The 26,992-nt window shown below is 72.9% G+C and carries 19 protein-coding genes; 3 read left to right on the top strand and 16 right to left on the bottom strand.

Annotation, left to right across the window (positions count from 1 at the left end; translation table 11 throughout):
- Nucleotides 1-425: 425 nt before the first annotated feature.
- The 3 genes from ACZ67Q_RS19095 to ACZ67Q_RS19105 all read right to left on the bottom strand — a co-directional run bounded on the left by ACZ67Q_RS19095 (nucleotide 426) and on the right by ACZ67Q_RS19105 (nucleotide 3,240).
- The gene (locus tag ACZ67Q_RS19095) at nucleotides 426-2,054 is read right to left on the bottom strand and encodes a beta-N-acetylhexosaminidase (protein WP_471183294.1); all 1,629 of its coding nucleotides are present in this window, start codon (nucleotides 2,052-2,054) and stop codon (nucleotides 426-428) included.
- A gap of 296 nt (nucleotides 2,055-2,350) precedes the next feature.
- Nucleotides 2,351-2,638, bottom strand: coding sequence for a DUF3039 domain-containing protein (locus tag ACZ67Q_RS19100; RefSeq protein WP_361622442.1), 288 nt, complete (start codon nucleotides 2,636-2,638; stop codon nucleotides 2,351-2,353).
- A 29-nt stretch (nucleotides 2,639-2,667) separates the two neighbouring features.
- Nucleotides 2,668-3,240 (bottom strand): YqgE/AlgH family protein, encoded by a 573-nt coding sequence (locus tag ACZ67Q_RS19105; protein ID WP_361622439.1) that lies wholly within the window; start codon nucleotides 3,238-3,240, stop codon nucleotides 2,668-2,670.
- Nucleotides 3,241-3,492: 252 nt separating this feature from the next.
- On the opposite strand from ACZ67Q_RS19105, the gene murA reads away from it, so the two are divergent.
- Nucleotides 3,493-4,830 carry a UDP-N-acetylglucosamine 1-carboxyvinyltransferase gene (gene murA / locus ACZ67Q_RS19110; protein WP_469813315.1) on the top strand — a complete coding sequence of 446 codons (1,338 nt, stop codon included), beginning with the start codon at nucleotides 3,493-3,495 and terminating at the stop codon, nucleotides 4,828-4,830.
- 206 nt (nucleotides 4,831-5,036) lie between these two features.
- Here murA and ACZ67Q_RS19115 read toward each other — a convergent pair whose 3' ends face one another.
- From ACZ67Q_RS19115 to ACZ67Q_RS19140, 6 genes are all read right to left on the bottom strand, one after another.
- Complete coding sequence (locus tag ACZ67Q_RS19115; RefSeq protein ID WP_361622433.1) at nucleotides 5,037-5,318, bottom strand: HU family DNA-binding protein; 282 nt, start codon at nucleotides 5,316-5,318, stop codon at nucleotides 5,037-5,039.
- A gap of 339 nt (nucleotides 5,319-5,657) precedes the next feature.
- On the bottom strand, nucleotides 5,658-7,073 hold the full coding sequence (locus ACZ67Q_RS19120; protein ID WP_471183298.1) for an NAD-dependent malic enzyme: 1,416 nt from the start codon (nucleotides 7,071-7,073) through the stop codon (nucleotides 5,658-5,660).
- A 751-nt stretch (nucleotides 7,074-7,824) separates the two neighbouring features.
- Nucleotides 7,825-10,119, bottom strand: coding sequence for a HelD family protein (locus ACZ67Q_RS19125; protein ID WP_471183300.1), 2,295 nt, complete (start codon nucleotides 10,117-10,119; stop codon nucleotides 7,825-7,827).
- Between the two features lie 211 nt (nucleotides 10,120-10,330).
- Nucleotides 10,331-11,152 carry a zf-HC2 domain-containing protein gene (locus ACZ67Q_RS19130; protein ID WP_471183303.1) on the bottom strand — a complete coding sequence of 274 codons (822 nt, stop codon included), beginning with the start codon at nucleotides 11,150-11,152 and terminating at the stop codon, nucleotides 10,331-10,333.
- The gene (locus tag ACZ67Q_RS19135) at nucleotides 11,152-11,733 is read right to left on the bottom strand and encodes a sigma-70 family RNA polymerase sigma factor (protein ID WP_103784269.1); all 582 of its coding nucleotides are present in this window, start codon (nucleotides 11,731-11,733) and stop codon (nucleotides 11,152-11,154) included. The genes ACZ67Q_RS19130 and ACZ67Q_RS19135 overlap by 1 nt, the downstream gene beginning before the upstream one ends.
- A gap of 219 nt (nucleotides 11,734-11,952) precedes the next feature.
- Entirely contained in the window at nucleotides 11,953-12,621 is a 669-nt protein-coding gene (locus ACZ67Q_RS19140) for a CGNR zinc finger domain-containing protein (RefSeq protein WP_471183306.1), read from the bottom strand.
- Between the two features lie 157 nt (nucleotides 12,622-12,778).
- On the opposite strand from ACZ67Q_RS19140, the gene ACZ67Q_RS19145 reads away from it, so the two are divergent.
- Complete coding sequence (locus ACZ67Q_RS19145; RefSeq protein WP_471183309.1) at nucleotides 12,779-13,327, top strand: anthrone oxygenase family protein; 549 nt, start codon at nucleotides 12,779-12,781, stop codon at nucleotides 13,325-13,327.
- A 550-nt stretch (nucleotides 13,328-13,877) separates the two neighbouring features.
- Here ACZ67Q_RS19145 and ACZ67Q_RS19150 read toward each other — a convergent pair.
- The 6 genes from ACZ67Q_RS19150 to ACZ67Q_RS19175 form a co-directional block, all read right to left on the bottom strand.
- Complete coding sequence (locus ACZ67Q_RS19150) at nucleotides 13,878-15,029, bottom strand: uroporphyrinogen-III synthase (protein ID WP_471183312.1); 1,152 nt, start codon at nucleotides 15,027-15,029, stop codon at nucleotides 13,878-13,880.
- Nucleotides 15,030-15,238: 209 nt separating this feature from the next.
- Nucleotides 15,239-16,618, bottom strand: coding sequence for an MFS transporter (locus ACZ67Q_RS19155; RefSeq protein WP_471183314.1), 1,380 nt, complete (start codon nucleotides 16,616-16,618; stop codon nucleotides 15,239-15,241).
- Between the two features lie 155 nt (nucleotides 16,619-16,773).
- Nucleotides 16,774-18,081 (bottom strand): acyltransferase family protein, encoded by a 1,308-nt coding sequence (locus tag ACZ67Q_RS19160; protein ID WP_471183316.1) that lies wholly within the window; start codon nucleotides 18,079-18,081, stop codon nucleotides 16,774-16,776.
- Between the two features lie 62 nt (nucleotides 18,082-18,143).
- The gene (locus ACZ67Q_RS19165) at nucleotides 18,144-20,303 is read right to left on the bottom strand and encodes a glycosyltransferase (RefSeq protein WP_471183319.1); all 2,160 of its coding nucleotides are present in this window, start codon (nucleotides 20,301-20,303) and stop codon (nucleotides 18,144-18,146) included.
- Entirely contained in the window at nucleotides 20,303-21,607 is a 1,305-nt protein-coding gene (locus tag ACZ67Q_RS19170; RefSeq protein WP_471183322.1) for a DNA polymerase III subunit gamma/tau domain-containing protein, read from the bottom strand. Before ACZ67Q_RS19170 ends, ACZ67Q_RS19165 begins: the two co-directional genes overlap by 1 nt.
- Nucleotides 21,608-21,806: 199 nt before the next feature.
- Nucleotides 21,807-22,760: a LysR family transcriptional regulator gene (locus ACZ67Q_RS19175; protein WP_471183324.1), complete on the bottom strand. Its 954-nt coding sequence runs from the start codon at nucleotides 22,758-22,760 to the stop codon at nucleotides 21,807-21,809.
- An 83-nt stretch (nucleotides 22,761-22,843) separates the two neighbouring features.
- On the opposite strand from ACZ67Q_RS19175, the gene ACZ67Q_RS19180 reads away from it, so the two are divergent.
- Nucleotides 22,844-24,139 (top strand): MFS transporter, encoded by a 1,296-nt coding sequence (locus tag ACZ67Q_RS19180; protein ID WP_471183326.1) that lies wholly within the window; start codon nucleotides 22,844-22,846, stop codon nucleotides 24,137-24,139.
- A 12-nt stretch (nucleotides 24,140-24,151) separates the two neighbouring features.
- Here the strand turns inward: ACZ67Q_RS19180 and ACZ67Q_RS19185 are convergent, their stop codons facing one another.
- On the bottom strand, nucleotides 24,152-26,986 hold the full coding sequence (locus ACZ67Q_RS19185) for an ATP-binding protein (protein WP_471183328.1): 2,835 nt from the start codon (nucleotides 26,984-26,986) through the stop codon (nucleotides 24,152-24,154).
- Nucleotides 26,987-26,992: the final 6 nt, after the last annotated feature.

Genomic DNA, 26,992 nt, shown 5'->3' on the forward strand with positions numbered 1-26,992 from the left:
GCTGCCCCTTCCCGCTGCCCCACCTGGTCCCGCCTGTTGCGCCGTACGGTACGTGCTGACAGGGCGGACGTGGCAACTCTGGCACATCTTCCGGGCAGCTGAGGACGCGGGTCCGGTAGGAGGCGTTCGCCCACCTCACCGGCTGGTTGGTCCCTTTTCGCACGGCTTCACCGAAGGGCGCCAATTGGCACTCTTCGGTGACCCTGATGCGATTGTGCCACTACCTGTTCGACCCCCGCGGGGGCTGTGGAAAACGACCACCAGCACCCTGTGGACGACGACCGCCCGCATCCTGTGGACGATGGCCGCCCGCATCCTGTGGACGATGGCCCGCTCGTGCCCTGTGGACAACGCCCGCCCCGCGCACCGTCGGCGACGCGCTGCCGGTGCGCTGTGGACGACGCCCGCCCTGGCGGGGACGGCGCCTACCGGTCGGGCGGCGGGCCGTCGACCGGGCGGCCCAGGACGCCCGGCCGCCGCTGCCAGGGCCTGGGCCCCTCCGGCGGCCGGTAGGCGACGCCGAGAGCGTCAAGCCGCCGGTAGTGGGCGGCCATCCGGCGCTCGAAGCCGGCGAAGTCCCGTGCGGCCGGGGCCGGCAGGGCGCTCCAGGCCACCTCGGCGAACGCGGCGAGCCGCGGGAACAGCTGGTAGTCCACGCGCTGCTGGTCCTCCGTCACCTCCGACCACAGGTTGGCCTGCGTGCCCAGCACGTGCCGGGCCTCGTCCTCGGTGAGCTGCCGCGGCACCGGTTCAAACCGGTAGACGTCCTCCAGGGTGCGCACGAAGCCGATGGGCACCGGCTCGTCGTCGCCCGCGGCCTGACGGTGGTCCAGATAGACGTACTGCTCCGGGCACATGACGACGTCGTGGCCCGCTCGGGCGGCGGCGATCCCGCCTCCGTACCCGCGCCAGGAGGACACGGCCGCGCCCGGCGCGAGGCCGCCCTCGAGGATCTCGTCCCAGCCGATGAGCCGCCGCCCGCGCGCGGCCAGCCACCGGTCGAAGTGGGCGATGAACCACGCCTGGAGCTCGTCCTCGCCGGCCAGCCCCAGCTCCTTGATGCGGGCCTGCGCGGTGGCCGAGCGCCGCCACTGGTCCTTGGGGCACTCGTCGCCGCCGACGTGGACGAAGACGGACGGGAAGAGCTCCAGCACCTCCTCGAACACGCCTTCGTAGAAGCGCAGGGTGTTGTCCGTGGGCGCGAGTACGTTCGGGTTGATCCCCCAGGTGTCCCAGACGGTGAGGTCGGTGGTGTCGATGACGTCGGTGTTCCCGAGTTCCGGGTACGCGGCGATGGCGGCCTGCGAGTGGCCGGGTACGTCGATCTCCGGGACGACGGTGATGTGCCGCTCGGCGGCGTAGGCGACGATCTCGCGGATGTCGTCCTGGGTGTAGTAACCGCCGTGCGGCCGCTCGTCCCACAGCGGTGAGGCGCGGTGGCCGAGTTTGGTGCGGGCGCGCCAGGCGCCGGTCTCCGTCAGCTTCGGGTGGCGTTCGATCTCGACGCGCCAGCCCTGGTCGTCGGTCAGATGCAGGTGCAGGACGTTGAGTTTGTGCGCCGCCATCACATCCAGCAGGCGCAGCACGCCGTCCTTGGGCAGGAAGTGCCGGGCGACGTCCAGCAGGAGGCCGCGCCAGCCGAAGCGGGGCGTGTCCTCGACGGCGATGCCGGGCAGGGTCCAGCGCCGGCCGGGCGTCACGGGGGCGCGCCGGAAGGCCTCGGGCCCGAGCAGCTGGCGCAGCGTCTGCGCGCCCCAGAAGACACCGGCCGGACCGCCGCCGCTCAGGGTCACCCCGGCCGCGTCCACGGTCAGCCGGTATCCCTCGGGACCGAGCGGCCCGGCGTCCTCGACGGCCAGCCGGATCGTGGCGCCGCCCGGGCGCTCGCCGGGCGGCAGGGCGAAGCCGGTCACGGCCCCGAGCGTGGCGCGCAGCCAGCGCGCGGTGGCCTCGGTGCCGGGTCCGGCGGTCAGCGGGGTGTTCTCGTCGAGCGTGAACCCGGCGGCGAGCGCCCGCACGGCCCGGGGCGCCGGAAGCAGTTCCGCAGCAGTCATGTCGGCTCCCCCACCGTTCTGCTCGGTCCGCCGCCGCGGGACATCGGCGCACAAGATTCACAGAGAGCGTCTCGGCGTTCACCGGACGACCCTCGGTACGGCACAGCAGGGAAGGCTAGGGAGCCCGCGGACCCGACCACAAGAGGTCTGCACCATTCGCCCGGTGCACACGCCCGGCTGCACGCGCCCGACGGCAACGTGTCCGGCTGCCACGCCGCCCGAACGCACGGAGGCCCCGGCGGCGCGCCACAGCACGCCAGGGGGCCTCACCCGCGCCGGACGGCGGACCAGGCGGACTACTTCTTGCCGCCGCCCTTGCCGCCCTCGTCGCCGCCGGCGCCCATGGAGTCGTAGATCTCCTTGCACATCGGGCACACGGGGTACTTCTTCGGGTCGCGGCCCGGCACCCACACCTTGCCGCACAGCGCCACGACGGGCGTCCCGTCGAGGGCGCTCGCCATGATCTTGTCCTTCTGGACGTAGTGGGCGAAGCGCTCGTGGTCACCGTCACCGTGGGAGGTCTGCGGCGTCGGCTCTACGAGGGTCCCCGTACCAGTCCCGCGCTCGGGCTCGAGAGTGCTCATAAACGCAAGGGTACTGAAGGTCACATGGTTCAGTTGAGCGTCGGGTCGTCCGGGTAGGTCGCCACCATCGCCAGTTCGTTGCGCTGGCGGCGCAGGACCTCGCGCCAGAGTCTCTCGGGGGACGGGGAGGAGACGTCGCCGGGTTCGGACTCGACGACGTACCAGGCGCCCTCGACCAGTTCGTCCTCCAGCTGGCCGGGGCCCCAGCCGGCGTATCCGGCGAAGATCCGCAGGGAGCCGAGGGCCGAGGCGAGGAGCTCGGGCGGGGCCTCCAGATCGACCAGGCCGATCGCGCCGTGGACCCGCCGCCAGCCGAGCGGGGTACCGTTCGCCTCCGGGTCGCCCGGGACGACGGCGACGCCGAGAGCCGAGTCCAGCGAGACCGGGCCGCCCTGGAAGACGACGCCGGGCTCCCCGGTCAGGTCCGCCCAGCCCTCCAGGATGTCGCCCACGTCGACCGGCGTGGGGCGGTTGAGGACGACGCCGAGCGAGCCCTCCTCGTCGTGGTCGAGGAGGAGCACCACCGCACGGTCGAAGTTCGGGTCCGCCAGGGCGGGGGTGGCCACGAGCAACCGCCCTGTGAGCGAGGACACCTCGGTCATGCCAGACATGATCCCGCATCTTCCCGGGCTGTGGGGAGGCAATCGGGGTAGGCGGGTGAAGGCAGGTCACGGCTCACGGAGGCTCCCCCGGGCGCACACCCGGCGGCGGTGACCGCACGTGCCCGGGGCTCAACCGTTCGTGTTGTGACACAGCTATGACGTTCCCGGGTGGTCCGCGGGCTTACTTCAGGGGGGTCCGTGGCGATTACTCTGTCTCTCTCCCCCTGCCCGACTCATCGGAACGCGAGATACATGACCGTCAACGACGATGTCCTGCTTGTCCACGGCGGAACCCCGCTGGAGGGCGAGATCCGTGTCCGCGGCGCGAAGAACCTCGTGCCGAAGGCCATGGTGGCCGCCCTGCTGGGCGGTGAGCCGAGTCGACTGCGCAATGTTCCGGACATCCGTGACGTGCGGGTCGTACGCGGCCTGCTGCAGTTGCACGGGGTGACGGTCCGTCCGGGTGAGGAGCCGGGTGAGCTGGTGCTCGACCCGACCCGGGTGGAGAGCGCCAACGTCGCTGACATCGATGCCCACGCGGGCTCGAGCCGTATCCCCATCCTGTTCTGCGGTCCGCTGCTGCACCGCCTCGGGCACGCCTTCATCCCGGGCCTGGGCGGCTGCGACATCGGCGGGCGGCCCATCGACTTCCACTTCGACGTGCTGCGGCAGTTCGGCGCGGTCATCGAGAAGCGCGCGGACGGCCAGTACCTGGAGGCCCCGCAGCGGCTGCGCGGCACGAAGATCCGGCTGCCGTACCCGTCCGTCGGCGCGACCGAACAGGTACTGCTGACCGCGGTGCTCGCCGAGGGCGTGACGGAGCTGTCGAACGCGGCGGTGGAGCCCGAGATCGAGGACCTGATCTGCGTCCTGCAGAAAATGGGCGCGATCATCGCGATGGACACCGACCGCACGATCCGCATCACCGGTGTGGACAAGCTCGGCGGCTACGACCACCGCGCCCTGCCTGACCGGCTCGAGGCGGCGTCCTGGGCGTCGGCGGCGCTGGCGACCGAGGGCGACATCTACGTCCACGGCGCGCAGCAGCGCTCGATGATGACGTTCCTGAACACCTACCGGAAGGTGGGCGGCGCCTTCAAGATCGACGACGAGGGCATCCGCTTCTGGCACCCCGGCGGCCAGTTGAAGTCGATCGCGCTGGAGACGGACGTGCACCCCGGCTTCCAGACCGACTGGCAGCAGCCGCTGGTCGTGGCCCTGACCCAGGCCACGGGGCTGTCCATCATCCACGAGACGGTCTACGAGTCCCGCCTGGGCTTCACGTCCGCGCTGAACCAGATGGGCGCGCACATCCAGCTGTACCGCGAGTGCCTGGGCGGCTCCGCCTGCCGCTTCGGCGCGCGCAACTTCCTGCACTCCGCGGTCGTCTCCGGCCCGACCAAGCTGCAGGGCGCCGACCTGGTCATCCCCGACCTGCGCGGCGGCTTCTCGTACCTCATCGCGGCACTCGCCGCCCAGGGCACGTCCCGGGTGCACGGCATCGACCTGATCAACCGCGGCTACGAGAACTTCATGGAGAAGCTCGTGGCGCTGGGCGCGAAGGTGGAGCTGCCGGGCCAGGCGCTGTAACGGCGCCACGCGCGCGTACGACGATGGGGCGGCCCCCCGGTCAGGGGGGCCGCCCCATCGGGCGTTCAGTGCGCCCCCGAAGGGGCGCGGGGCTGCGTTGGTGTGCGGCTCCGCCGCGTGGTCGCGACCAGCCGCACACGGCCCGCAGTCGCCCAGGGCGCTATGGGGCCACGGCGCCTGGAGCCATGGCCCTCGCAGCGGAGCGATTACTTACCCTTGGCGGCTTCCTTGAGCTTGGAGCCCGCGGAGACCTTCACGCTGAAGCCGGCCGGGATCTGGATCGGCTCACCGGTCTGCGGGTTGCGGGCGGTGCGAGCGGCACGGTGGGTGCGCTCGAAGGTCAGGAAGCCGGGGATGGTGACCTTCTCGTCGCCCTTGGCGACGACATCGCCGACGACGTCGGCGAACGCGGCCAGCACGGCGTCGGCGTCCTTGCGGGTCACCTCGGCGCGGTCGGCCAGCGCGGCCACCAGCTCACTGCGGTTCATGTTGTTACTCCCGTGTTCTTCTTGCCGTTGGGGCGTGCCACGCGGCGACAGCCGCATATGGGACACAGCGAAGCCGTTGCTGCCAGGGTCGTCGGACGGTCCCGGGCCCGGTCCCGTCCTCGGACGCGAGCGCCCAGAGAGGCATCCTGCCCCTACCTGCGGCGGGAAAGCCAATCCGGCACCCGTAGGAGTCGTGAGAACACTCTTGGGAGTCACACGAAAGCGCCACCGTCCCGGCGGCCACCTATGCCACTGGCCGGCCGCCCACCATAGAGGGCGGCCGCAGGCCCTTGGTTCCACGACGCGCCGAGGGGCGGCCGTGGGAAGTCTCACAAGCGCTTACACCGTCGCTCCGACCGCCTTGGCGGCGTCCCGGACCGCCCCGGCCACCGCGCCGGCGACCTTGTCGTTGAAGACGGAGGGGATGATGTAGTTCGGGTTCAGCTCGTCCTCGGTCACCACGTCCGCCAGCGCCTTCGCGGCGGCCAGCATCATGTCCGTGTTGACGGTGCGGGACTGCGCGTCCAGCAGGCCGCGGAAGACACCCGGGAAGACCAGCACGTTGTTGATCTGGTTCGGGAAGTCGGAGCGGCCGGTGGCCACGACCGCAGCCGTCTGGCGGGCGATCGCCGGGTCGACCTCGGGGTCGGGGTTCGCGAGCGCGAAGACGATGGCACCGTCGGCCATGGCGGCCACGTCGTCGCCGTCGAGGACGTTGGGCGCGGAGACGCCGATGAAGACGTCGGCGCCGCGCACGGCCTCCTTGAGAGTGCCGGTGAGGTTCTCCGGGTTGGTGTTGTCGGCGATCCAGCGCAGCGCGGAGCCGACGGGCGCGTCGACCAGGTCCTCACGGCCGGCATGCACGACGCCCTGGATGTCGGCGACGACGGCGTTCTTCACACCGGCGGCGATCAGGAGTTTGAGGATCGCCGTACCGGCGGCCCCCGCGCCCGACATCACGACCCGCACGTCCCCGATGCCCTTGCCGACCACGCGCAGGGCGTTGGTGAGGGCGGCGAGGACAACGATGGCAGTGCCGTGCTGGTCGTCGTGGAAGACGGGGATGTCGAGGGCCTCGCGCAGGCGGGCCTCGATCTCGAAGCAGCGCGGAGCGGAGATGTCCTCGAGGTTGATGCCGGCGAAGCCGGGGGCGATGGCCTTGACGATCTCGACGATCGCGTCCGTGTCCTGCGTGTCGAGGCAGATCGGCCAGGCGTCGATCCCGGCGAACCGCTTGAACAGCGCCGCCTTGCCCTCCATCACCGGCAGGGCGGCCTTGGGGCCGATGTTGCCCAGGCCCAGCACCGCGGAACCGTCCGTCACGACCGCGACGGAGTTGCGCTTGATGGTCAGACGGCGGGCGTCCTCGGGGTTCTCGGCGATCGCCATGCAGACCCGGGCCACACCCGGGGTGTAGATCATGGAGAGGTCGTCGCGGTTGCGGATGGGGTGCTTGGACGCCATCTCGATCTTGCCGCCGAGGTGCATCAGGAACGTACGGTCCGAGACCTTGCCCAGCGTGACGCCCTCGATGGCGCGCAGCTTGCCGACGATCTCCTCGCCGTGGGCCGTGGAAGTGGCCGCGATCGTGACGTCGATCCGGAGCTTCTCGTGCCCGGATGCGGTGACGTCGAGGCCGGTCACCGAGCCTCCGGAGGACTCCACGGCGGTGGTGAGCTGCGAGACGGCGGTTCCGCTCGCGGGCACCTCCAGCCGGATCGTCATCGAGTAGGAGACGCTGGGCGCCGTTGCCATGGCCGACTTCCTCTGCTTTCACCGTTTCGCTGAGTTGTGCCGTCCGATCGTCGCACCTACCCCTGAGTACGTGGTAGTCGCCCCGGATTGCGGACGTTTTGTTCATGAGCAGGAGCACGTTTTCGGAAAACGACTTCCGCCATGCGAGAGAGTACGGCAAGCGATCAGACAAATAAAGAGACCCACGTCACTGGGTGACGTGGGTCTCTTCGACGTTCATGACACCGACCCGCCATGCTCGCCTCGCGGCAAGTGGTCCCTCTGAGGGACAAAGGTTGGGCCCGGGGGCTTGGATCGAGCCGGTGCCACACCCAGGCTAACAAACGGATCGAGGAAGACCATTCCCCCTGCGCGAAACGTCGCCGCGTCCCGCACCCGCCCACGGCGGGAAGGGGCCGGGGTGGGGGGTGTCCGCCCGCAGCGTCCGGCACCGGGCAACAGTGAGCGTGTCGGACGCGGACGGCCGGACCGAGGACGGACACCCCCCACCCCGGCCCCGACTCGGAAACCGGACGTAGGCACGACCGCAACCGGCCACCGAACGGAAACGGGCCGCAGGCACAAAAAGGGGCGCGGGGAACGGCGCGACCAGCCCCCACCGGCCCGCAGCCGAACGACGACCAGGCGCCGCAGGCCGGCGCCGCAGGCAACGGCGACCAGCCACGACGAAACCCGCACAGGCGCCGCAGGCAAACGCGACCAGCCCCACGCCCCCTCAGACGACAACGCACCCCGCGCCGCAGGCACCCCCTCACTCGCGCAGCAGATCCGGCACTCCCGCCCCATCCGGCTCATCCCGCTCCCCCGACACCACCGTCAGCTGCTGCGTCGCCCGCGTCAGCGCGACGTACAGCACCCGCAACCCCGCCGGACTCTCGTCGGCGATCTCCGCGGGCGAGACGACGACCGTCGCGTCGTACTCCAGACCCTTCGCCTCCAGGCTGCCGAGCGCCACGACCCGCTCACCGAGGCCCGCCAGCCAGCGCCGGGCCTCCTCGCGGCGGTTCATCGCGACGACGACGCCGACCGTGCCGTCGACCGCCCCGAGCAGCCGCTCGGCCTCGGCCCGCACGGTCTTCTCCAGCGAGTCCGCCACCACGGCGAACCGCGGCCGTACGCCGGTGGAGCGCACCGCGGTCGGGGAGACGGAACCGGGCATGGCCAGCGCCAGCACCCTCGACGCCAGCTCGGCGATCTCCGCGGGGTTGCGGTAGTTCACGGTGAGCTCGAAGCGGCGGCGCGGACGCGTTCCGAGCGCCTCGTCACGCGCCGCGGCGGCCTCGTCGACGTCGGACCAGGAGGACTGGGCCGGGTCGCCGACGACCGTCCAGGTCGCGTGCCGGCCGCGGCGGCCGACCATGCGCCACTGCATCGGCGTGAGGTCCTGCGCCTCGTCGACGATGACGTGGGCGTACTCGACGCGCTCGGCGGCCAGCCGCTCGGCGCGCTCGCGCTGCGACTCCTCCCGCACCGGCATCAGCTCCTCCAGACCGGTGAGGTGGTCCAGCGGGTCGAGCTCGCGCTTCTTCTTCGGGCGCACCGGCGCGCCGAGGATCGCCTGCAACTCGTCCAGCAGCGCGATGTCGTGCACGGAGTACCCGTCGCGTCTGAGCGAGCGGGCGACCTTGCGGACCTCGCCCGGGTTCAGGACGCGGCGCGCCCAGCGCCCGAGCCGCTTCTCGTCGGCCATCGCCGCGAGGACGCCCCGCGGGGTCAGCTCGGGCCACCAGGCGCCCAGGAACTCCAGGAAGGAGTCCTCGGTGCTGACGTCGTCGTCGAAGGAGGAGCGCAGTTCGGCGGCCAGCTCGGGGTCGGTGTGCCGCCCGCCGGCGCCCGACTGCTCCCACAGGGCATCCAGCAGCAGCTTGCGGGCGCGCGGCCGCAGCAGGTTCACCGGGGCCGTACCGCCGAGGGCGTTGCGGCGGATGGCGTCCAGTTGCCCGGCCTGAAGCTCCAGGCGCCGCCCGAAGGCGACGACCCGCAGCCGGGTCGGGGCGTCGGGCCCCTCCAGCGCGCCCCGGGCGGCCTTGCGCAGCACCTTCAGCATGCGGCTGGAGCCCTTGGCGCGGGCGGTGGCCGGGGAGTCGTACACCGTGGCCTCGGCCCCGTCGACCAGGGAGCCGATCGCCCGGATGGCGACCTGGCCCTCCTCGCCCAGCGAGGGCAGCACGCCCTCGGTGTAGGCGACGAGCAGTGGGGTCGGCGAGACGATCAGGATGCCGCCGGCGTAGCGGCGCCGGTCCTGGTAGAGCAGGTAGGCGGCGCGGTGCAGCGCGACCGCCGTCTTCCCCGTGCCGGGCCCGCCCTCGACGTACGTCACGGACGCGGCGGGGGCGCGGATCACCAGGTCCTGCTCGGCCTGGATGGACGCCACGATGTCCCGCATGGTGTGGGTGCGGGCCTGCCCCAGCGCGGCCATCAGCGCGCCGTCGCCGATGACGGGCAGCTCGCGCCCGTCGAGGAACGCCGTCAGCTCCGGCCGCATGAGGTCGTCCTCGACACCGAGGACCCGGCGGCCCTTGGAGCGGATGACCCGGCGCCGTACGACCCGCCCGGGGTCCACCGGCGTGGACCGGTAGAACGGCGCGGCGGCGGGCGCCCGCCAGTCGATGACGAGCGGCGCGTAGTCCTGGTCGAGAACGCCGATCCGGCCGATGTGCAGCGTCTCGGCGATGTCGGCGGTGTTGTCGGGCCGCACGGCGCCCTCGGCGGGCTCCACGGCGGTGTACGCGCCGTCGGGCCCCTTCTTGCCGTCCTTGCCGAGCAGCAGGTCGATACGACCGAAGAGGAAGTCCTCGAACTCGTTGTTCAGCCGGTTGAGGTGCACGCCGGCCCGGAAGACCTGCGCGTCCCGCTCGGCGAGCGCGCCGGGGGTGCCGACCTGGCCGCGCTGGGCCGCGTCGTTCATGAGGAACTCGGCCTCGTGAATCTTCTCCTCGAGGCGCCGGTACACCCGGTCGAGGTGTTCCTGTTCGACGTTGATCTCCCGGTCCCGAACCGAGTCGTGAACCGGTTCGACCGCGGATTGCTGTGCCTGAGCGGCCACCGGGCCCCCTTCTGACGTGCTGGGCAGCCGTCAACCGTACGCGAAGGAGGCCACGCGAGGCGAGACCGACAACGGTGCCTCCCGGTGCGGGGTCAGGAGACCGACGCAAGGGGCGCGGGGAACTGCGCGACCAGCCACCCCTCACCCGCACCCGCACGACGACTACGACCCCCGACCCCGGAAGGCGCCTGTCCGCCCCGCCGCCGGAGGCTCACGCCTTGATCTGCACCAGCTTCTGCCCCTCGAAGGTCATCACCTCGAAGTGATCGATCTCGTTCGGCTTGAACGCCGCTCCGCCCCCGATGTACAGCGGGGCCTTCGCCTCGTCCGTCTTCGCGTTCGGGATCCCGTACCCCCACCCGGGCACCGACCACGACGACACGGTCTCGCGCTCACCGTTCTTGCCGACGGCGATCAGGCTGCACTTCAGCGGCCCCTTGACGTTCTTCAGCTCCAGGACCGCCTGCGTGCCCCAGTCCTTCTGCGCCATGCCGACGGTCCCGGTGACGTCGGTCGCCGTGTCGTGCCCGGTGACCTTGTCGCCCATCGTCGAGAACAGCGTCTTCGCGGGGCTCGCCGGCGCGGCCTGCGTGCCGCCGCCGGAGTCCGAGCCGGTCGTGGCGACGGCGACCAGCGGACCTCCGACGATCAGCGCGGCGGCCGCGGCCACCATGTAGAAGCCGCGGCGGCGCTTGGCGGCCCGCCGCTCGGCGACCTCGTCGACGAGCTTCTCCGCCAGCCGCGGGCTGGGCCGGGCCGACAGGGACTCACCGATCGCGGGCGTGCCGGCGCCGGGCAGGTCGGCGAGCGCGGACAGCATCGGTTCCATACCGGCGAGTTCGTCGAGCTGCTGGGCGCACCACTCACAGGTGGCGAGGTGGGCTTCGAAAGCGGTTGCTTCGGCGTCGTCGAGAATCCCCAGGGCGTAGGCGCCGACGGTCTCGTGCTCGTTCGGGCCCGGTGATCCCTGCATGGGTCCAGTGTTACCCGGGCCCTCCATGCCGAATCCTCGCATGTCCCCGTATCCGCTCATCACGCCGTCACCCCCCGCTCCTCCAGTGCCAGCTTCATGGACCGCAGGGCGTAGAAAACCCTTGAGCGGACGGTGCCGCTGGGGATGCCCAGCGTCTCGGCCGCCTCGTTGACGGTACGCCCTTTGAAGTACGTCTCGACGAGCACCTCCCGGTGGGCCGGCGTCAGGTCGTCGAGTGCGTCCGACAGCGTCATCAACCACAGCGCTTTGTCGATCTCGTCCTCCGCGGGGATGACCTCCAGCGGCGACGGATCGACCTCCTGCGGCCGGGCCTGCCGGCTGCGGTGGCCGTCGATGACGATGCGGCGCGCGACCGTCACCAGCCAGGGGCGTACCGAACCGGTCGCTCGATTGAGCTGGCCGGCGTTCTTCCAGGCACGGATGAGCGTCTCCTGGACGACGTCCTCGGCGCGCTGCCGGTCTCCGGCGACCAGGCGCAGCACGTAGGCGAGCAGGGGTCCGGCGTGCTCGCGATACAGGGCACGCACCAGCTCCTCGTCGGGTTCCGAGGGCTGGGAAGCGCGATGTCGGGCCCTCGATCCACGTTCATTGGCCACGACGGAATCCTTGCGCACGCCCACCTCCGGTGTCCGGGGCTTCCCCCCAGTCGGTCGCTCGTCCACGGATACGGAGGCGGGGCGTCGGATGTTCAAAGCGGAGGGACGGATTTCATGGGGCGGGGTGACGTGAGCGGACATGCACGCACATTCCCGCCCCGCCTTCTTTACATTTCCCCCACTGCCCGCAAGGTCGCCACATGTTTCCCTACGGGACCGTAGGTACACGCGATGTAACCGAGATCACGTCGACGCCCCGCGGGCCGGGGTCGACGCACTCCGGGCGGACGGTGCGAAGCGGGCACCCCCTGCGGGCGGGCCCGGCTTGCGGGAGGCGAGCCGGCGGCGGTGCCGGGCCACCCGCTCGCGGTTGCCGCAGACCTCGCTGGAGCACCAGCGGCGCCGGCGGCCCCGGGAGGTGTCGAGGTAGACGATCGGGCAGTTGTCGCCCTCGCACTGGCGCAGCGCCGCCCGGGCGACCGGGTCGGTGAGCAGTTCCACGGCGTCCCGGGCGACCGCGGCCAGCAGCGCGGCGCACTCCGGGGCATCCGCCAACTCCCGCACGAGGGTGCCGTCCTGGACGCGCACGGCTCGCGGGGCGGGCGGCGGGGTGCGGGCGGCGTCGTTGACCCGGGCCAGGGCGAGGTCGTACGACAAAGGGCCGGGCGCGAGCCAGCCACGCACCAACTGACCCAGCTCTTCGCGCAGTTCACAAAAGCCGCGCAGCCAGCTCTCGTCGGCGTGGGCCAGCGGGGTGCCGGGCGGGACGAGCCCCGAGCCGGTGATCCACGCGCGCAGCACCTCGACGGAGCCGAGCCGTTCGACGGGGTGCGTCGTGGCGAGCAGGTCGAGACAGACCCGCCCGGCGTCGAAGCGCAGTTCGTCCGGTGCCGTGGCCGTACCGAGTGCCATGTCCCTGTCACCGCCTAGGGTCGCCCCGCGGAATCGGTCCCCTCCACAGTGCCTGCCCGCCGGCGCGCCGGGTACCCCTCCGACGCGTGGACGCGCGCGCATGCGGGAGCGCGCCTGAACCATGTGCCGTGGCGGCGCACGCCGGTTGACTGGGCACATGGCTGATACGACGGACAACAGGCCGCGATCGACGGCCGCCCGGTGGGTACTGGGCGCGGCCGCGGTCACCTCGGGACTGCTCGCCGGGGTCTTCCTCATCTTCGCCTGCGCGGTGATGCCCGCGCTGGCCCGCAGCGACGACCGCGTCTACGTCGAGGTGATGCGGAACATCAACGACGTCATCCAGAACCCGCTGTTCATGCTGGTCTTCCTGGGCGCCCCGGCCCTGACGGCGCTGGCCGGGTGGCAGGCGCGGACGGCGCCGGGCCGTGGCCGGGTGTGGGCGGCGCTGGCCGCGTCCGTCCTCGCGTTCGCGGTGACGGTCGTCGTGAACGTCCCCCTGAACGACGCGCTGGCCCGCCCCGGGGATCCGGCGGCGCTGCGCGAGCACTTCGAGGACCCGTGGGTGACGTGGAACGTGGTGCGCACGGTGCTGACCACGCTGGCGACGGTGTTCCTGACCGCCGCGCTCTCCCATGGCCGCCGACCGCTGCCCGCACCGCCGGCCACGACCGGCGGCGTCCCCCGCAGCTCGGCCCTGCGCTGACCTCCGCGGGCCGCGCGTCCCGGCGCACGCCCCCACGGCCCGACCGCGAAGACCAGCAGCCCCACGGCCCGGATCGAAGACCCCTGGCCGAGGCCCGACGTGAAGACCCGCAGGCCCAAGGCCCTGCGCGAAGGCCCCTAGCCCCAGGACCGAAGCGAAGACCCGCAAGCCCAAGGTCCTGCGCCAAGCCCCCTAGCCCCACAGCCCGACGCGAGAACCCGCGAACGCACGTCCCCGGCGCGAGGCGCCCAGCCCAGGTCCCCGGCGCCACGCGCACAGTCATACATCCCGCGCGAGGCTCACATCTCCACGACCGCGGCGGCACGCGCAGAGCCCTATGTCCCGGCGCGAGGCGCCCAGCCCCCCATCCCCGGCGCCACGCGCCCAGCCCCCTGCCCCGGCGCCACGCGCACAGCCCCACGTCCCCGGCGCCACGCGCACAGCCCCACGTCCCCGGCGCACGCGCACAGCCCCACGTCCCCGGCGCACGCGCACAGCCCCACGTCCCCGGTGCGAGGCGCGCAGCCGCACCCCCCGCGCCCCCGGAGGGCTACGCGTCCGCGTACTTCGCGTCCGCCGCCGGGTCCAGGGCCAGCCGGTAGCCGCGCTTGACCACCGTCTGGATCAGTTTCGGGGCGCCCAGGGCCGTGCGCAGGCGGGCCATCGCCGTCTCCACGGCGTGCTCGTCGCGGCCGGCGCCCGGCAGGGCCCGCAGCAGGTCGGCGCGGGCCACCACCCAGCCCGGCCGCCGGGCCAGCGCCCGCAGCAGGGACATGCCGGCCGGCGGTACCGGCCGCAGGTCGTCGTCGACCAGCACCGCGTGCCCGCGGATCTCCACCCGGTGTCCGGCGACGGGCAACGAGCGCGCCCGGCCCGGCAGTTCCTGGCACAGCAGCTGCACCAGCGGCCCGAGCCGGAAGCGCTCCGGCTGCACGGTCTCCACCCCGTGCGCCTGCAGCGGCACCGCGGTGACCGGTCCGACGCAGGCCGGCAGCACGTCGTGGTGGAAGGCGGCGAGCAGCTCGGGCAGCAGCCCCCGCTGCTCCGCCCGGTTCAGCAGGGAGACCGCTGCGGGCGCGCTGGTGAAGGTGACGGCGTCGACCCCGCGCGCGATGACGGCGTCCAGCAGCCGGTCCAGGGGAGCGAGGTCGTCCGGCGGCATCCACCGGTACACCGGTACGCCCACCACCTCGGCCCCGCCCTCCCGCAGCGCCTCCACGAACCCGGGCAGCGGCTCCCCGTGCAGCTGTACGGCGACACGGCGGCCGTCCACGCCCTCGGCGAGCAGCCGGTCGAGCACCTCGGCCATGGACTCGCTCGACGGCGACCAGTCCTCGGTGAGCCCCGCGGCGCGCACCGCGCCCTTCACCTTCGGCCCGCGGGCGAGCAGCTCCACCGCCCGGAGCCGCTCGAGCAGCTGCTCGCCGAGCCCCCATCCGTCGGCGGCCTCGACCCAGCCGCGGAACCCGATCGCGGTGGTCGCGACGACCACGTCCGGCGCCTGGGCGATCAGCTGCTTGGTCGCCGCCAGCAGCTCACCATCGTCGGCGAGCGGCACGATCCGCAGGGCGGGCGCGTGCAGGACGGCTGCGCCGCGCCGCTGGAGCAGCGCGCCCAGCTCGTCGGCGCGGCGCGCGGCCGTCACCCCCACGGTGAACCCGGCCAGGGGTCCGTGTTCCGGTCGCTGAAGCTGTTCGTCCATGGCTACTCGTCCCGCACTTCGGTAGTCGTCCCTTGCCGCCGGCATCCCTACGCCCGGTGTACCTGTATGCCGGCCGAGCCTGTCAACGGCGCGTGACAGGCTCGGTTCGGTGTGATGTCCACGGTGTTACCGATACCGCGGCCCGGCGATGTCAACGGCTGTGATCGTCGGCCGGGGGCCCGGGGGTCGTCCCCCGGGCGAGCACAGCGTCACACCTCGGCATAGGTGAGCTGCGGCTTCGCCTCGGCGGCAACTCCGGCCCGGCTGCCCGCGGCCGTACGGCGAAGGTATACGGCCCAGGTCACGGTGAAACAGACGCCGTAGTAGGCGAGGAAGGCGACGAACGCGCCCGTGCCGGAGCCGTAGGAGAGGAAGGACTGGCGGAAGGCGAGGTTGATGCCGACCCCGCCGAGGGCGCCGACGGCGCCGATGAGTCCCATGGACGCCCCGGACAGTCGCCGCCCGTAGGCGGCCGCCGCCTCGCCGGTGAGGCCCTTGGCGTGTGCCTTGGCCTGGAAGATGCCGGGGATCATCTTGAAGGTGGAGCCGTTGCCGAGTCCGGTGAGCACGAAGAGGACCACGAACGCGCCGGTGAACAGCGTCAGCGACTTCTGCACCGAGGCGAAGATCAGTACGGCGGTCGCGGCGCCCATGGCGACGTAGTTGGCGAGAGTGATCCGCGCGCCGCCGAACCGGTCGGCGAGCCGGCCGCCGAGCGGGCGGATGAGGGAGCCGAGCAGCGGGCCGAGGAAGGTGACGTAGGCGGCCTCCAGCGGCGTACGCCCGAACTGGTTCGTGAGCACCTGCCCGAAGGCGAAGGAGTAGCCGATGAAGGAGCCGAAGGTGCCGATGTAGAGCAGGGACATGATCCAGGTGTGGGCGTCCCGGGCGGCGTCCTTGGCGGCGCCGGTGTCGTTGCGGACGTTCTCCAGGTTGTCCATCTTCCACGCGGCGAGACCGGCGGCGAGGACGATCAGCGGGATGTAGATCCCGAGCAGCACGCGCGGTCCGCCGCCCGCCCCGATGATGGCGAGGGCGGCGAGCTGGATGACGGGCACGCCGATGTTGCCGCCGCCCGCGTTGAGCCCGAGCGCCCAGCCCTTCTTCCGCAGCGGGAAGAAGGCGTTGATGTTGGTCATGGAGGAGGCGAAGTTGCCGCCGCCGACGCCGGCGAGGAGGCCGACGAGGAGGAAGGTGGCGAAGGAGGTCCCCGGTTCCATGACGGCGAAGGCGGCGATGGTCGGCACCAGCAGCAGACTTGCGGAGATCACGGTCCAGTTCCGTCCGCCGAACACGGCGACGGCGAAGGTGTAGGGCACCCGGACGACCGCGCCGACCAGCGTGACCATCGAGGTCAGCAGGAACTTGTCGGCGGGGCTCAGCCCGTACTGCGGTCCCATGAAGAGCACCAGCACGGACCACAGGGTCCACACGGAGAACCCGATGTGCTCGGACAGCACGGAGAACAGCAGGTTCCGGCGGGCGATCCTCTCCCCCGTCTGCTTCCAGAAGGTCTCGTCCTCCGGATCCCACTGCCGGATCCAGCGGCCGCCCCTGCCGGGGGCGGGGGCGGAACTCGGTGCTGTCATGACGCCTCCACGGTGCGACGGGCTCGGTCCACGGCGGCCTGCGGGTGGCCGGGTTCCGACGCTAGGGAGGGCGCGTTTCCGCGCTGTGGCTGCGGGTGACCGTGAGGGAACGTTGCTCTCACTCGCCGTGGCGCCCCTTGGTGAGGCGCGGCCGCTCAGCCCCGGTGGGCTCCGCTGCGGGCCCTGCCGCGGCCGCTGCCCCGGCCGGCGCCGGTGCCCTTGCCGGACGTGCCGCTCTTGCCGGCCGAGCCGTCCGGCCACAGCTGCGGCCTGCGCTTGGCCGCCACGTCCTCCATCCAGCCGAACCAGACGATGCAGCTGCCGATGAGCAGCCAGGTGACCACCAGGACGGGCCAGAAGCTGTTGAGCAGCCAGGGCACGTTCGCGGCGAGCACGTCGAAGCGCCACAGGTGGTCCCACATCGTGCCGGCGACCAGGATGCAGATGTTGTGCCACAGGTAGATCGTCACCGCGCGGGAGTTGAGCAGGGTCACGATCCGGTCCAGGGGGCGCAGCGCGCGGGGCCACTCGGACCAGGACGGGCTGACGTGCAGGAGCAGCAGGACCGTCGCGAAGGACCACAGGGCCTGAGCGAAGGGGATGTCGTCGAGGTCGTGCCCGGACTTGAAGCCCTGGGAGACGGCGTACCAGAAGCCGACGGCGGCGATGAACGGGGCGATGGACGGCACGACGTAGCGCGGGAGACGCTTGAGGACGCCCTCCTGGTGGGCCATGCCGAGGACCCAGCAGGCGCCGAAGGTGCTGAAGTCGGTGAGGGCGGAGGGGAAGCGCTCTCCGGGCAGGAAGTCGAGGTAGCCGAACTCGAACGCCGCGGAGATGGCGATCGGGAAGAGGATCGTCGGCCACGGCAGCCTGCGCAGCGCCTTGAGGATCAGCGGGGACAGCAGGACGTACCAGAGGTAGGCGCGGATGTACCACAGGGGACCGGCCAGTTCGCCCGCCCAGTCGTCGCCGAGGATGCCGTGCACGCCGTGCAGGCCCTCGGCGTACGGCGGGTCGCTGACCGGGACGATCCAGAAGGTCAGGTGCAGCCACCACCAGCCGGGGTGGCCGTCCGCGTCCGGCCCCCAGCCCTGCGCCACCATCCCGGTCACGCCGATCGCGCCGAGCAGCCACAGCGGCGGCAGCAGGCGGCGCATGCGGCTGCGCACGACCTGCACCGCCGGGCGCTTGAGGGAGCGGGCCATCAGGTTGCCGGCGAGGGCGAACATGACGCCCATCGACGGGAACACGACGGGCAGCCAGGCCCAGCCGGTGAGGTGGTAGAAGACGACCCGGAAGAGGGCGATCGCCCGCAGCAGGTCGAAGTAGCGGTCGCGGCCGGGCCCGCGGCGCTGCTGCCCGGCGGGCGTGGCCTCCGGGGCTGCGCCCGTGCCGGACGGGAGGGTGGACGCGGTCGCCGGGGGCAGGCCCGTGCCGGACGGAACGATGGGTGCGGTCACGGGGGCGTGGGCTTCCTGGGGCGTGAACGGGAACGGGTGGGGCGGGGTGACGCGGCGGTCCATCAGGCGGAGATCCCGTCCACGAGGGGCCGCCGGTCACCGGAGCCACCCGGCGGGGCCGACACCCCGCCCTTGCGGCGCAGCTTCTGCCAGCGCAGCCGGCCGCCGGTGAGCGCCGTGATCCAGGACTGCAGCAGGACCACGTACATCAGCTGGCGGTAGAGGATCTGCTGCAACGGAAGCGAGATCAGCGGGGTGAGCGGCTCGCGGTCGAGTCTGAAGGAGTACGCCGCGCAGACCGCCTGGATCGCAAGGACGCCGAACCAGGCCACGATCGTCTTCTCGGTCGGGCCGAAGACCAGGCCGTAGATCAGGAAGATGTCGAACAGCGGGGCCAGCAGCGGGGCCACGACCATGAACAGCGACACCAGCGGCAGGCCCACCCGGCCGAAGCGGCCCGAGGGGCCCCGCTCGAACAGGGCGCGGCGGTGCTTCCAGATCGCCTGCATGGTGCCGTACGACCAGCGGTAGCGCTGGGACCACAGCTGCTGGACGGACTCCGGGGCCTCGGTCCAGGCGCGGGCGTTCTCGGCGTACACCACCCGCCAGCCGTCGCGGTGGATGGCCATGGTGATGTCGGTGTCCTCGGCGAGCGTGTCGTCGCTCATGCCGCCGACGCGTTCCAGGGCGCTCCTGCGGAACGCGCCGACCGCGCCGGGGATCGTCGGCATGCACTGCAGCACGTCGTACATGCGGCGGTCGAGGTTGAAGCCCATCACGTACTCGATGTGCTGCCAGGCGCCGATGAGGGTGTCCTTGTTGCCGACCTTGGCGTTGCCGGCGACGGCGCCGACGCGCGGGTCGGCGAAGGGCTGCACGAGTTCACGGACGGTGGACGGTTCGAAGACGGTGTCGCCGTCCATCATCACGATGATCTCGTGGCGGGCGTTGGCCAGACCGCGGTTGAGGGCGGCCGGCTTGCCCGCGTTCAGCTGGCGGATGACGCGGACGTTGGGCAGCCCCATCGCCTCCACGATCCGCGCGGTGCCGTCGGTGGAGCCGTCGTCGATGACGACGACCTCGATGGGATGCTCGCTGCGCATCAGGGAACGGACGGTGTTCTCGATGCACTTGGCCTCGTTGTACGCCGGCACGAGCACGGAGACCGGCTCGGTGACCGGGGCGTTCGGCCCCCACCGGAAGCGGCGGCGACGCGTGCGGCGGGCGTGGACGCCGGACAGCGCCATCATCAGACCGAACCGGCCGAGGACGAGGACGCCGATCACCGTGAGACCGCCGACCAGCACGCCGGTGATGTCGTCGGACGCCTGGACCAGCCAGATCCAGGCCCTGCCCTTCCACAGCTCCAGGCCGCCGACCGGGGTGTCGGCGCTGGGGGCGTCGAGGGCCTCGGTGAGGTTCTTGAACTCGTAGCCCTGCCGCTGCATCTGCGGCAGGAACCGGTCGAGGGCCTGCACCGTCTGGTGGCGCTCACCGCCGGAGTCGTGCATCAGGACGATCGCGCCCTTGCCGCCCTTGGGGGTGGCGTTGCGGATGATCTGGTCGACGCCCGGCCGGCGCCAGTCCTCGCTGTCGGTGTCGTTGACGACGGTGAGGTAGCCGCGGCTGCCTATGTACTCCGTCACCGGCCAGGACGCGTTGTCCATGTTCTTCGACATGGAGGAGTACGGCGGGCGGAACAGGGAGCTGCGGATGCCGGCGGCACCGGCCAGCGCCAGCTGGTTCTGGGACAGTTCCCAGTCGATGCGCCGGTGCGAGTGGTACGACAGGTCGGGGTGGTTGAAGGTGTGCAGGCCGATCTCGTGGCCCTCGTCGACCATGCGCTGGACGATGTCCGGGTAGCGCGAAGCCATGGTGCCGGTGATGAAGAAGACCGCGTGCGCGTGGTGCTCCTTGAGGATGTCCAGCACCTTCGGCGTCCACGTGGGGTCGGGGCCGTCGTCGAAGGTGAGGACGATGCGGTGGTCCGGCACGCTGAGGGTGGTGGCCTTGCCGCCCCGGGTGTCGATGACCGGGCCGCCGTCGAGGATGCTCGCCGGCACCTTGTTGTTGTCCACCGGGGGCCGCACCCGGAAGTCGGCGAGGATCTCGCTGTGCACATAGCCGCGCAGCATCAGCATCGCGAGCATGGAGAGCAGGACGAGGACGGGCAGCAGGTAGCGCAGTGGCAGCCACCGCCGGCGGCTGGTGCGGGGTGCCATCAGAGGACGTTCTCCGGGGACGTGGGCGGTGCGGTGGGGGTGGCGGCGGCCGGCACGGCACCGTCGGCCGCCGTGCGGGGGCCGGCGGCCGGGGTGCCGGAGGGGCCGGCCGAGGTGCCGCCGCTGGGCGCGGTCGGGTGCGAGGAGCCGGTGCCCGGGGACGTGCTCGGGGTGCCCGGCTTCTTGCTGCCGCCGGTGCCGCCGGCGGACGTGGTGGGCTTGGTCGAGCTGACCCCGGCCGAGGGCGTCGCTGCGGTGGACGTGCCGGCCCGGCCGGCGCCGTGGGTGGCACCGGCCGTGGTGCCGGACCCGGTCACGGCGGTCGGGCTCGCCGACGGCAGGACGTCGGGCACGGACGAGGCGCCCGCCGACTCCGAGGGGGACGGGGTGGAGGAGACGCTGGGCACCGTGGAGGGATCCACCTGCCCGGCGGGCTTGTTGTCGTCCTGGTCGGGCACCGGCACCCAGGGGGCGCTGGAGCTGCCCGACAGAAGGGTCGCGACGATGACGACGGCGTAGACCGAGCAGGCCAGGGCGATCGCGATGCCGAGGCGCCGGAAGGTACGGCTGCGGCGGCCGGACTCGTCGACGAACACCGGGCCGTCGGAGCCGTCCTGCGTCACTCCGGGGCCGCCCTTGACCGGGCGCAGGCGGGTGTCGCCCAGCTGCACGGCGTCCATCTGGACGGTGACCTCGTGCGGGTCGTGCTCCGCGCCGGCCGCGGGGGCGACGGCTGCCGACTCGGCCCAGGGGTCGCGCACGGCACCGCCACCACCGGCGGACGCCGGGGCGGCGAAGGCACGGTGGGCGGGGGGCCGCGGGGCCGGAATCCGGTCGGTCCGGCCGTAGGGGGGCTGGGCCTGGGCCCGCGGCTCGGCGTGACCGTAGGAGGGCAGGGCCTGGGTGGCGTCGGCGTGACCGTAGGAGGGCAGGGCCTGGGTGGCGTCGGCGTGACCGTAGGAGGGCAGAGCCTGCGTGGCGTCGGCGTGACCGTGGCGCGGCTGTGCCGTGTTCGGGGCGGCATGGCCGTACGACGGAGTCGTCGGCGTCCACTCGCGGTGGCCGTGGCGCGGCAGCGCCTGGGTGGGATCCGCGGCGCCGAGGTGCGGCAGGGCCTGGGTGGGATCCGCGGCACCGGACTGCGTCCACGCACCGGTCGTGCCGTCGGGCAGCCCTGAGGGCCGGACGCCGGACGGTCCGGTTTCGGGGAAGGCCTGGGTGTCTCTCCCTGTCGAAGGGTGGTTCCAGGCCGCGGACGCCGAGTCGGGCCATTCCGGTTGGGCGTCTTCCCGCCACTGTTTCACGCGCGCACTTCCCCCCACGGGACAGTTTCTGGAAGCGCCTACGACACCGAGCATCCGTCGATCGGACCGAGCCCCCACCCGGGCCGAGCGCCCCCTTTACCACACCGTGCTCGGGCCATGAATGTAGCGCACGTAGGGGGCCCGTGGTCGCCACGTGTCAGTTGTGGGTCCGCTTTGTGACATGACGGATGACCAAAAATCACCCCTCGTCCACGACCGGAATCCATCCGCCGGCCGGGCGCCGCAGCCACTTCTCCTCGGCCGTGAGCAGGGCGGCCGCGCGTCGCAGGGCGTCGAACGCGGGATGGGTGAGCCCACGTCGCCACACCAGGGACACCGGCGACAACGGCACCGGGTCGACGAGCGGCCGCACCACCGTGCCGGGCAGGGCGGGAAAGTCCACGACGGCGAGGACGGGATGACCGGTCTTCGCCATCAGCCGCTGGAACTCCTCCTCCCCGACGGCCAGCGGAGCCGGCGGCGCGATCTCGATGCCGCGCCCCTCGAACAGCAGCCCGGCGAGCTGCGTCCACTCCGGCGTGCGCGGGTTCCCGGCACCGGCGTACACCGTCTCCCCCGCCAGCGCGGCCAGCGGGACCACCTCGCGCGCGGCCAGCGGGTGCGCCTCGGGCAGGATGACGGCCATCGGCTCGTGGCGCACCGGCTGGTGGTCCAGGGCGGTCCGCAGCGCCGGGTCCAGACCGGCGAAGCGCCCGAACGACGCGTCGAGGCGCCCGGCGATCATCTCGGTGGCGGCGCCGGTCAGGCCGCTCTCGTAGCGGGCCATCAGTTCGCAGTCGGGGGCGAGCGCGCGGGCCCGCTCCAGGACGCGGCGGCCGGTGACCAGACCGGGCGAGTTGAGGTCGACCAGCAGCGGGCGGGCCTGGCCGAACGCGGCGAGCAGGTCGTCCTGTGCCTGGAGCGCCCTGCGGGCCAGCGGCAGCAGCCGTTCGCCGTCGGGCGTCAGCGCGACCTGCCGGGTGGTGCGCAGGAACAGCTCCGTGCCCAGCTCACGCTCCAGGCGTCGGACGTCCCGGCTGAGCGCCTGCTGGGCGATGTACAGACGGGTCGCGGCACGGGTGAAGTGCAACTCCTCGGCGACGGCGACGAAGGCGCGCAGCAGGCGGGGTTCGACGGAGGACGGGGACGGCATCCGGCGAACTTACAACACAGGTGCGTGAATCGGTGAGGATCAGGTGTTGGACCCCATGATCCGTACCGGGCGAGCCTGGATGCATGCCGCAGACCACCCCGGGGAACACCCCGCCGCGCACCCCTGCCCCCCTGCCCACCCTGACCGCGGACACCGTCGTCCTCGTCGACTTCACCTCCCGCGCCCGGGACCGCCCGCCCGGCCCCTATCGCCGTCTCTTCGCCCGCCGGGGCGCGCTCGCGTTCACACTCGGGAACCTCCTGGCGCGCCTGCCCATGGGCATGTTCAGTGTGAGCGCGGTCGTGATGATCGCCGGGACCCGTGGGTCGTACGCGTTGGCCGGCGCCGTCACCGCCACCGGGCTCGCGGCGACCGCGGTGCTCGCGCCGCGCATCGCGCGCCTGGTCGACCGCCACGGTCAGGCCCGGGTCGCCGTCCCCGCCACCCTGTTCGCGGCGCTGGGCAGCCTGGCGCTGCTGCTGTGCGTGCGCACCGGCGCGCCCGACTGGACGCTCTTCGCCGCGTACGCCGCGACCGCGACCACGCCCAACACCGGAGGCATGTCCCGCGCCCGCTGGGCGCACCTGCTGAAGGGAGAGCCTGAGGCCCTGCACACGGCGAACTCCTTCGAACAGTCGGTGGACGAGCTGTGTTTCATGCTGGGCCCGGTGCTGGCGGCGTTCCTGTGCGGGACGTTCTTCCCCGAAGCGGGCACACTGGCCGGGGTGACCCTGCTGGTCACCGGCGTGCTGCTGTTCGCGGCGCAGCGCTCGACGGAGCCGCCGCCGCATCCCCGTGCGGCCCTCGCCTCGCCGCTGCGCACGCCGGGGCTGCCGCCGCTGCTGGCCGTGTGCCTGGCGCTGGGCGCGGTGTTCGGGGCGACGGAGGTCGTCACGATCGCGTTCGCGGACGCACACGGGCACCGGGCGGCGGCGGGCGTGGTCCTCGCCCTGCAGGCGGCCGGTTCCTGCGTGGCGGGCCTGGTCTTCGGCGCCGTACGCCCGTCCGGGCCGGCCGAGTGGCGCCACCCGTGGTGTCTGGCGGCGATGGCGGCACTGCTGACGCTGCCGCTGCTGGCGGCGTCCCTGACGGGTTCGCTGCTGGTCCTCGCGCCCGCACTGCTGATCGCCGGGACGGCCACAGCGCCGACGATGATCACCACGATGACGCTGGTCCAGCAGCGCACCCCTGAAGGCCGGCTCAACGAGGGCATGACCCTCGCCGTGACCGGCCTGCTCGGGGGCATCGCGTGCGGCAGCGCGACGGGCGGCTGGATGGTGGAACACCTCTCCCCGACGGCCGGCTACGGCGTACCGGTGACGGCTGCGGCGCTCGCCCTCCTCATCGCGCTCACCCACCAGGCCCGCACGCCGGCCTGACCCGGCCGGGCGTCATCGGCCGGCCCGCCGCTCCTCGCTCCACAGGGCGATCCGGGTGCGGTTGTCGACGCCGAGCTTGTCGAGGATGTGGGAGATGTGGTTCTCCACGGTCCGCTCGGACAGGTGCAACCGGCCCGCGATCTGACGGTTGCTGAGGCCCTGGCGGATCAGCTCCGCGACCTCCGCCTCACGGGCTGAGAGGGAGCCCCGGCGCCCCGGTACGGGACCGCCGTGCAGCGCCTCGGCACGGGCCGCGAGCGGGGCCATGCCCAGCCGCCGCGCCTCGCTCAGAGTCTGCTCCCGGTGCGCGGCGGCGGCCCGGGCGTCACCCGGCCGGCGCCTCGTGGCGTACAGCCGGGCCAGCTCGTAGTGCGTCAGGGCGTGGTAGGGCGGCGAGTTGAGGGCCTGGCTCTCGGCCAGGGCACCGGTCAGGTGGGTCTCGGCCGCCTCGGAATCGTCCAGCAGCAGCGCCAGCCGGCCCAGGGCCAGGGTCAGCGGACCGCCCCAGGGGGTGTACGCGGGTCCCATCGCCTGCCCGCCCGCGTACGGCAGCAGGGTGGCGTACAGTGCGGCCGCTCCGCCGGTCTCGCCCAGCAGCGACAGCAGTTCGGCGTGCGAGCAGGAGACGACCAGCCACTCGGGGGCCTGTTCGGGGATCTCGTGCAGATGGGGCGCGAGCCCCCGGCAGATCCGCACCGCCTCCTCCCGCCGGCCCAGATGCGCGAGGACCACCGCGAGCCAGCCCTGCGCGAAGAACGGACCGCGCTCGCTGAACCGGCGCACCCGCGGCTCCACCTCCGCCAGCCCCTCCCCCGTGAGGACCGCGTCGTGCGAGGCGAAGATCAGGTCGAAGAACTCGGCACCCTCGTGGCGGCAGCGCCGGCCGGTCGCCAGGGCCTGGGCGACCCGGGCACGGGCGTCGGCGAACCTGCCCTCGAGGTAGCCGAGAGAGCCGGTCACCAGCAGCAGGCGCCAGCGCCACAGCGGCTCCCGGGACTGCTCGACCAGCGCGGCGAACGCGGCCAGTTCGGCGTCGAAGGGCACGCGCCGGCCCAGCTCGGCGTAGGCGTCCAGGCGCCAGGCGTGCCCCCACAGCGCGCACTCGGGCAGGCCGCGGCCGAGCTCGACGGCGCGGGCACCCAGCCGCAGCCGTTCCCGTACATGGCGGCGGTGGATCAGCTCGGTGTTGCGGGCGCGCAGGGCCAGCAGCAGCGCCTCGGGATCGCCGCAGGCCTCGGCGGCGGCCAGCGCGCGCTCTCCCAGGCCGGACTCGACGCCGGCCGCCCACGGATCGGCGGTGACGGCGAGCTGGGCGAGCAGCCGGGGCCAGCGGACCGGATCGGTGTCGCCGATCAGGGCCAGTGCCTCACGGCACAGCGCGTGCAGCGGTGCGGCGAGCGGGGAGCCGTACTCGATGCCGTGCGGGGCGAGGGCCGCGTCGGCGACGACCGTCGCGTCGCCCGTCGCACGGCCGAGGTCGGCGGCCTGGCGGCACAGTTCCCAGGCCTGTTCCAGGTCGCCGCTGCGGAACTCGCACCGGGCCAGTTCGACCAGGAGCCCGGCGCGGCGGGCCGCCGCGCCGGGCAGGGCGAGGGCGGCGCGGTACTGCCGGGCGGCCTCCTCGTGGGCCAGCCGGGCCACGGCCTGCCGGGCGGCCTCCAGCGTCGCCTCCAGCGCGCGGGGCGCGGGGACCTGGTCGCCGGCCTGCCGCAGATGGTGGGCCAGCGCCTCGATCGCGCCGTCGGCCTCGGCGGCCCGGGCCGCTCGCGCGTGCAGCCGCCGGCGCTCGGCGGTGGGGAGGCGGGCGTAGAGGGTCTCCTGGACGAGGGCGTGCGAGAAGCGCACCCGGTGACCGTCGTCGACACGGAGGAGCCCGGCGGCCACGGCCTCGTCGAGCACGTCGGCCAAGGGGGCGCCGTTGTCCTTCGCCGTCGCGGTGTCGCCGGCGCCGAGCACCGCCTCCGGATCGCGATCGCCCGCACCGAGCACCACCTCCAGATCGCGATCGCCCGCACCGAGCACCACCTCCGGATCGCGATCGCCCGCACCGAGCACCACCTCCAGATCGCTGACGCCGAACTCCCGGCCGAGGACCGCCGCCCGGTGCAGGGCCGACGACGTGCGCGGGGTCAGCCGGTCCAGGCGCTGTTCGATCACCTCACGCACTCCGCGCGGCGGCCCGTCGGCCGGATCGCCCCCGGCCCGGATCAGGCGCAGCAGCTCCAGGACGAACAGCGGGTTGCCGCCCGACCTCTCGCGCAGCCGGGCCAGTTCCGCCTCGTCCAGTTCCTGGCCGAGCGTGTGCGCGGCGAGCCGTCCGACCTCGCCGGGGCTGAGACCGCCGAGCGCCAGGTGCGCGCAGGCCCGCTGCCGCAGCACGGAGCGCAGCAGGGGCGGCGGCTCGGGACCCCGGTACAGGCCGACCAGCAGCACCGACGTGTCGGCGGCTTCGGCGGCCACCGTGCGGAGCAGGGCCAGCGTGGAGGGGTCGGCCCCGTGCAGGTCGTCCAGCACGAGGACCAGCCCGGGGGCGGCGGCGGCGCGCAGGGCCTCGGCGACCTGGTCGTACAGGCGGGGCCTGCTGTCCGCGGCGTCGAGTGCGGGCAGCCGCAGCGCGCGCAGGATCTGCGCCCAGGGCCGGTACGGTTCGGCGCCCTCGCCCTCGAGGCAGCCGCCCCAGGCTGCGCGCACCCCGTCGGCGCGGGCGCGGCGCAGCAGGGCGTGGGCGAGCGCGGTCTTGCCGGCTCCCGCGTCACCCTCGACCAGCACGGTGCCGCCCTCGCCGGCCAGTGCCTCGGCCAGCCGTTCCTGAAGGAAGGCGAGCTCGCGCTCGCGGCCCACGAACACGGATTG

The organism is Streptomyces sp. NPDC036813 (assembly GCF_055609245.1).

Bases quoted from the DNA above. Each gene is read 5' to 3' on its own strand.
- ACZ67Q_RS19095 (WP_471183294.1), bottom strand. From the start codon at position 2,054: ATGACTGCTGCGGAACTGCTTCCGGCGCCCCGGGCCGTGCGGGCGCTC.
- ACZ67Q_RS19100 (WP_361622442.1), bottom strand. From the start codon at position 2,638: ATGAGCACTCTCGAGCCCGAGCGCGGGACTGGTACGGGGACCCTCGTA.
- ACZ67Q_RS19105 (WP_361622439.1), bottom strand. From the start codon at position 3,240: ATGACCGAGGTGTCCTCGCTCACAGGGCGGTTGCTCGTGGCCACCCCC.
- murA (WP_469813315.1), top strand. From the start codon at position 3,493: ATGACCGTCAACGACGATGTCCTGCTTGTCCACGGCGGAACCCCGCTG.
- ACZ67Q_RS19115 (WP_361622433.1), bottom strand. From the start codon at position 5,318: ATGAACCGCAGTGAGCTGGTGGCCGCGCTGGCCGACCGCGCCGAGGTG.
- ACZ67Q_RS19120 (WP_471183298.1), bottom strand. From the start codon at position 7,073: ATGGCAACGGCGCCCAGCGTCTCCTACTCGATGACGATCCGGCTGGAG.
- ACZ67Q_RS19130 (WP_471183303.1), bottom strand. From the start codon at position 11,152: ATGAGCGGATACGGGGACATGCGAGGATTCGGCATGGAGGGCCCGGGT.
- ACZ67Q_RS19140 (WP_471183306.1), bottom strand. From the start codon at position 12,621: ATGGCACTCGGTACGGCCACGGCACCGGACGAACTGCGCTTCGACGCC.
- ACZ67Q_RS19145 (WP_471183309.1), top strand. From the start codon at position 12,779: ATGGCTGATACGACGGACAACAGGCCGCGATCGACGGCCGCCCGGTGG.
- ACZ67Q_RS19150 (WP_471183312.1), bottom strand. From the start codon at position 15,029: ATGGACGAACAGCTTCAGCGACCGGAACACGGACCCCTGGCCGGGTTC.
- ACZ67Q_RS19155 (WP_471183314.1), bottom strand. From the start codon at position 16,618: ATGACAGCACCGAGTTCCGCCCCCGCCCCCGGCAGGGGCGGCCGCTGG.
- ACZ67Q_RS19165 (WP_471183319.1), bottom strand. From the start codon at position 20,303: ATGGCACCCCGCACCAGCCGCCGGCGGTGGCTGCCACTGCGCTACCTG.
- ACZ67Q_RS19175 (WP_471183324.1), bottom strand. From the start codon at position 22,760: ATGCCGTCCCCGTCCTCCGTCGAACCCCGCCTGCTGCGCGCCTTCGTC.
- ACZ67Q_RS19180 (WP_471183326.1), top strand. From the start codon at position 22,844: ATGCCGCAGACCACCCCGGGGAACACCCCGCCGCGCACCCCTGCCCCC.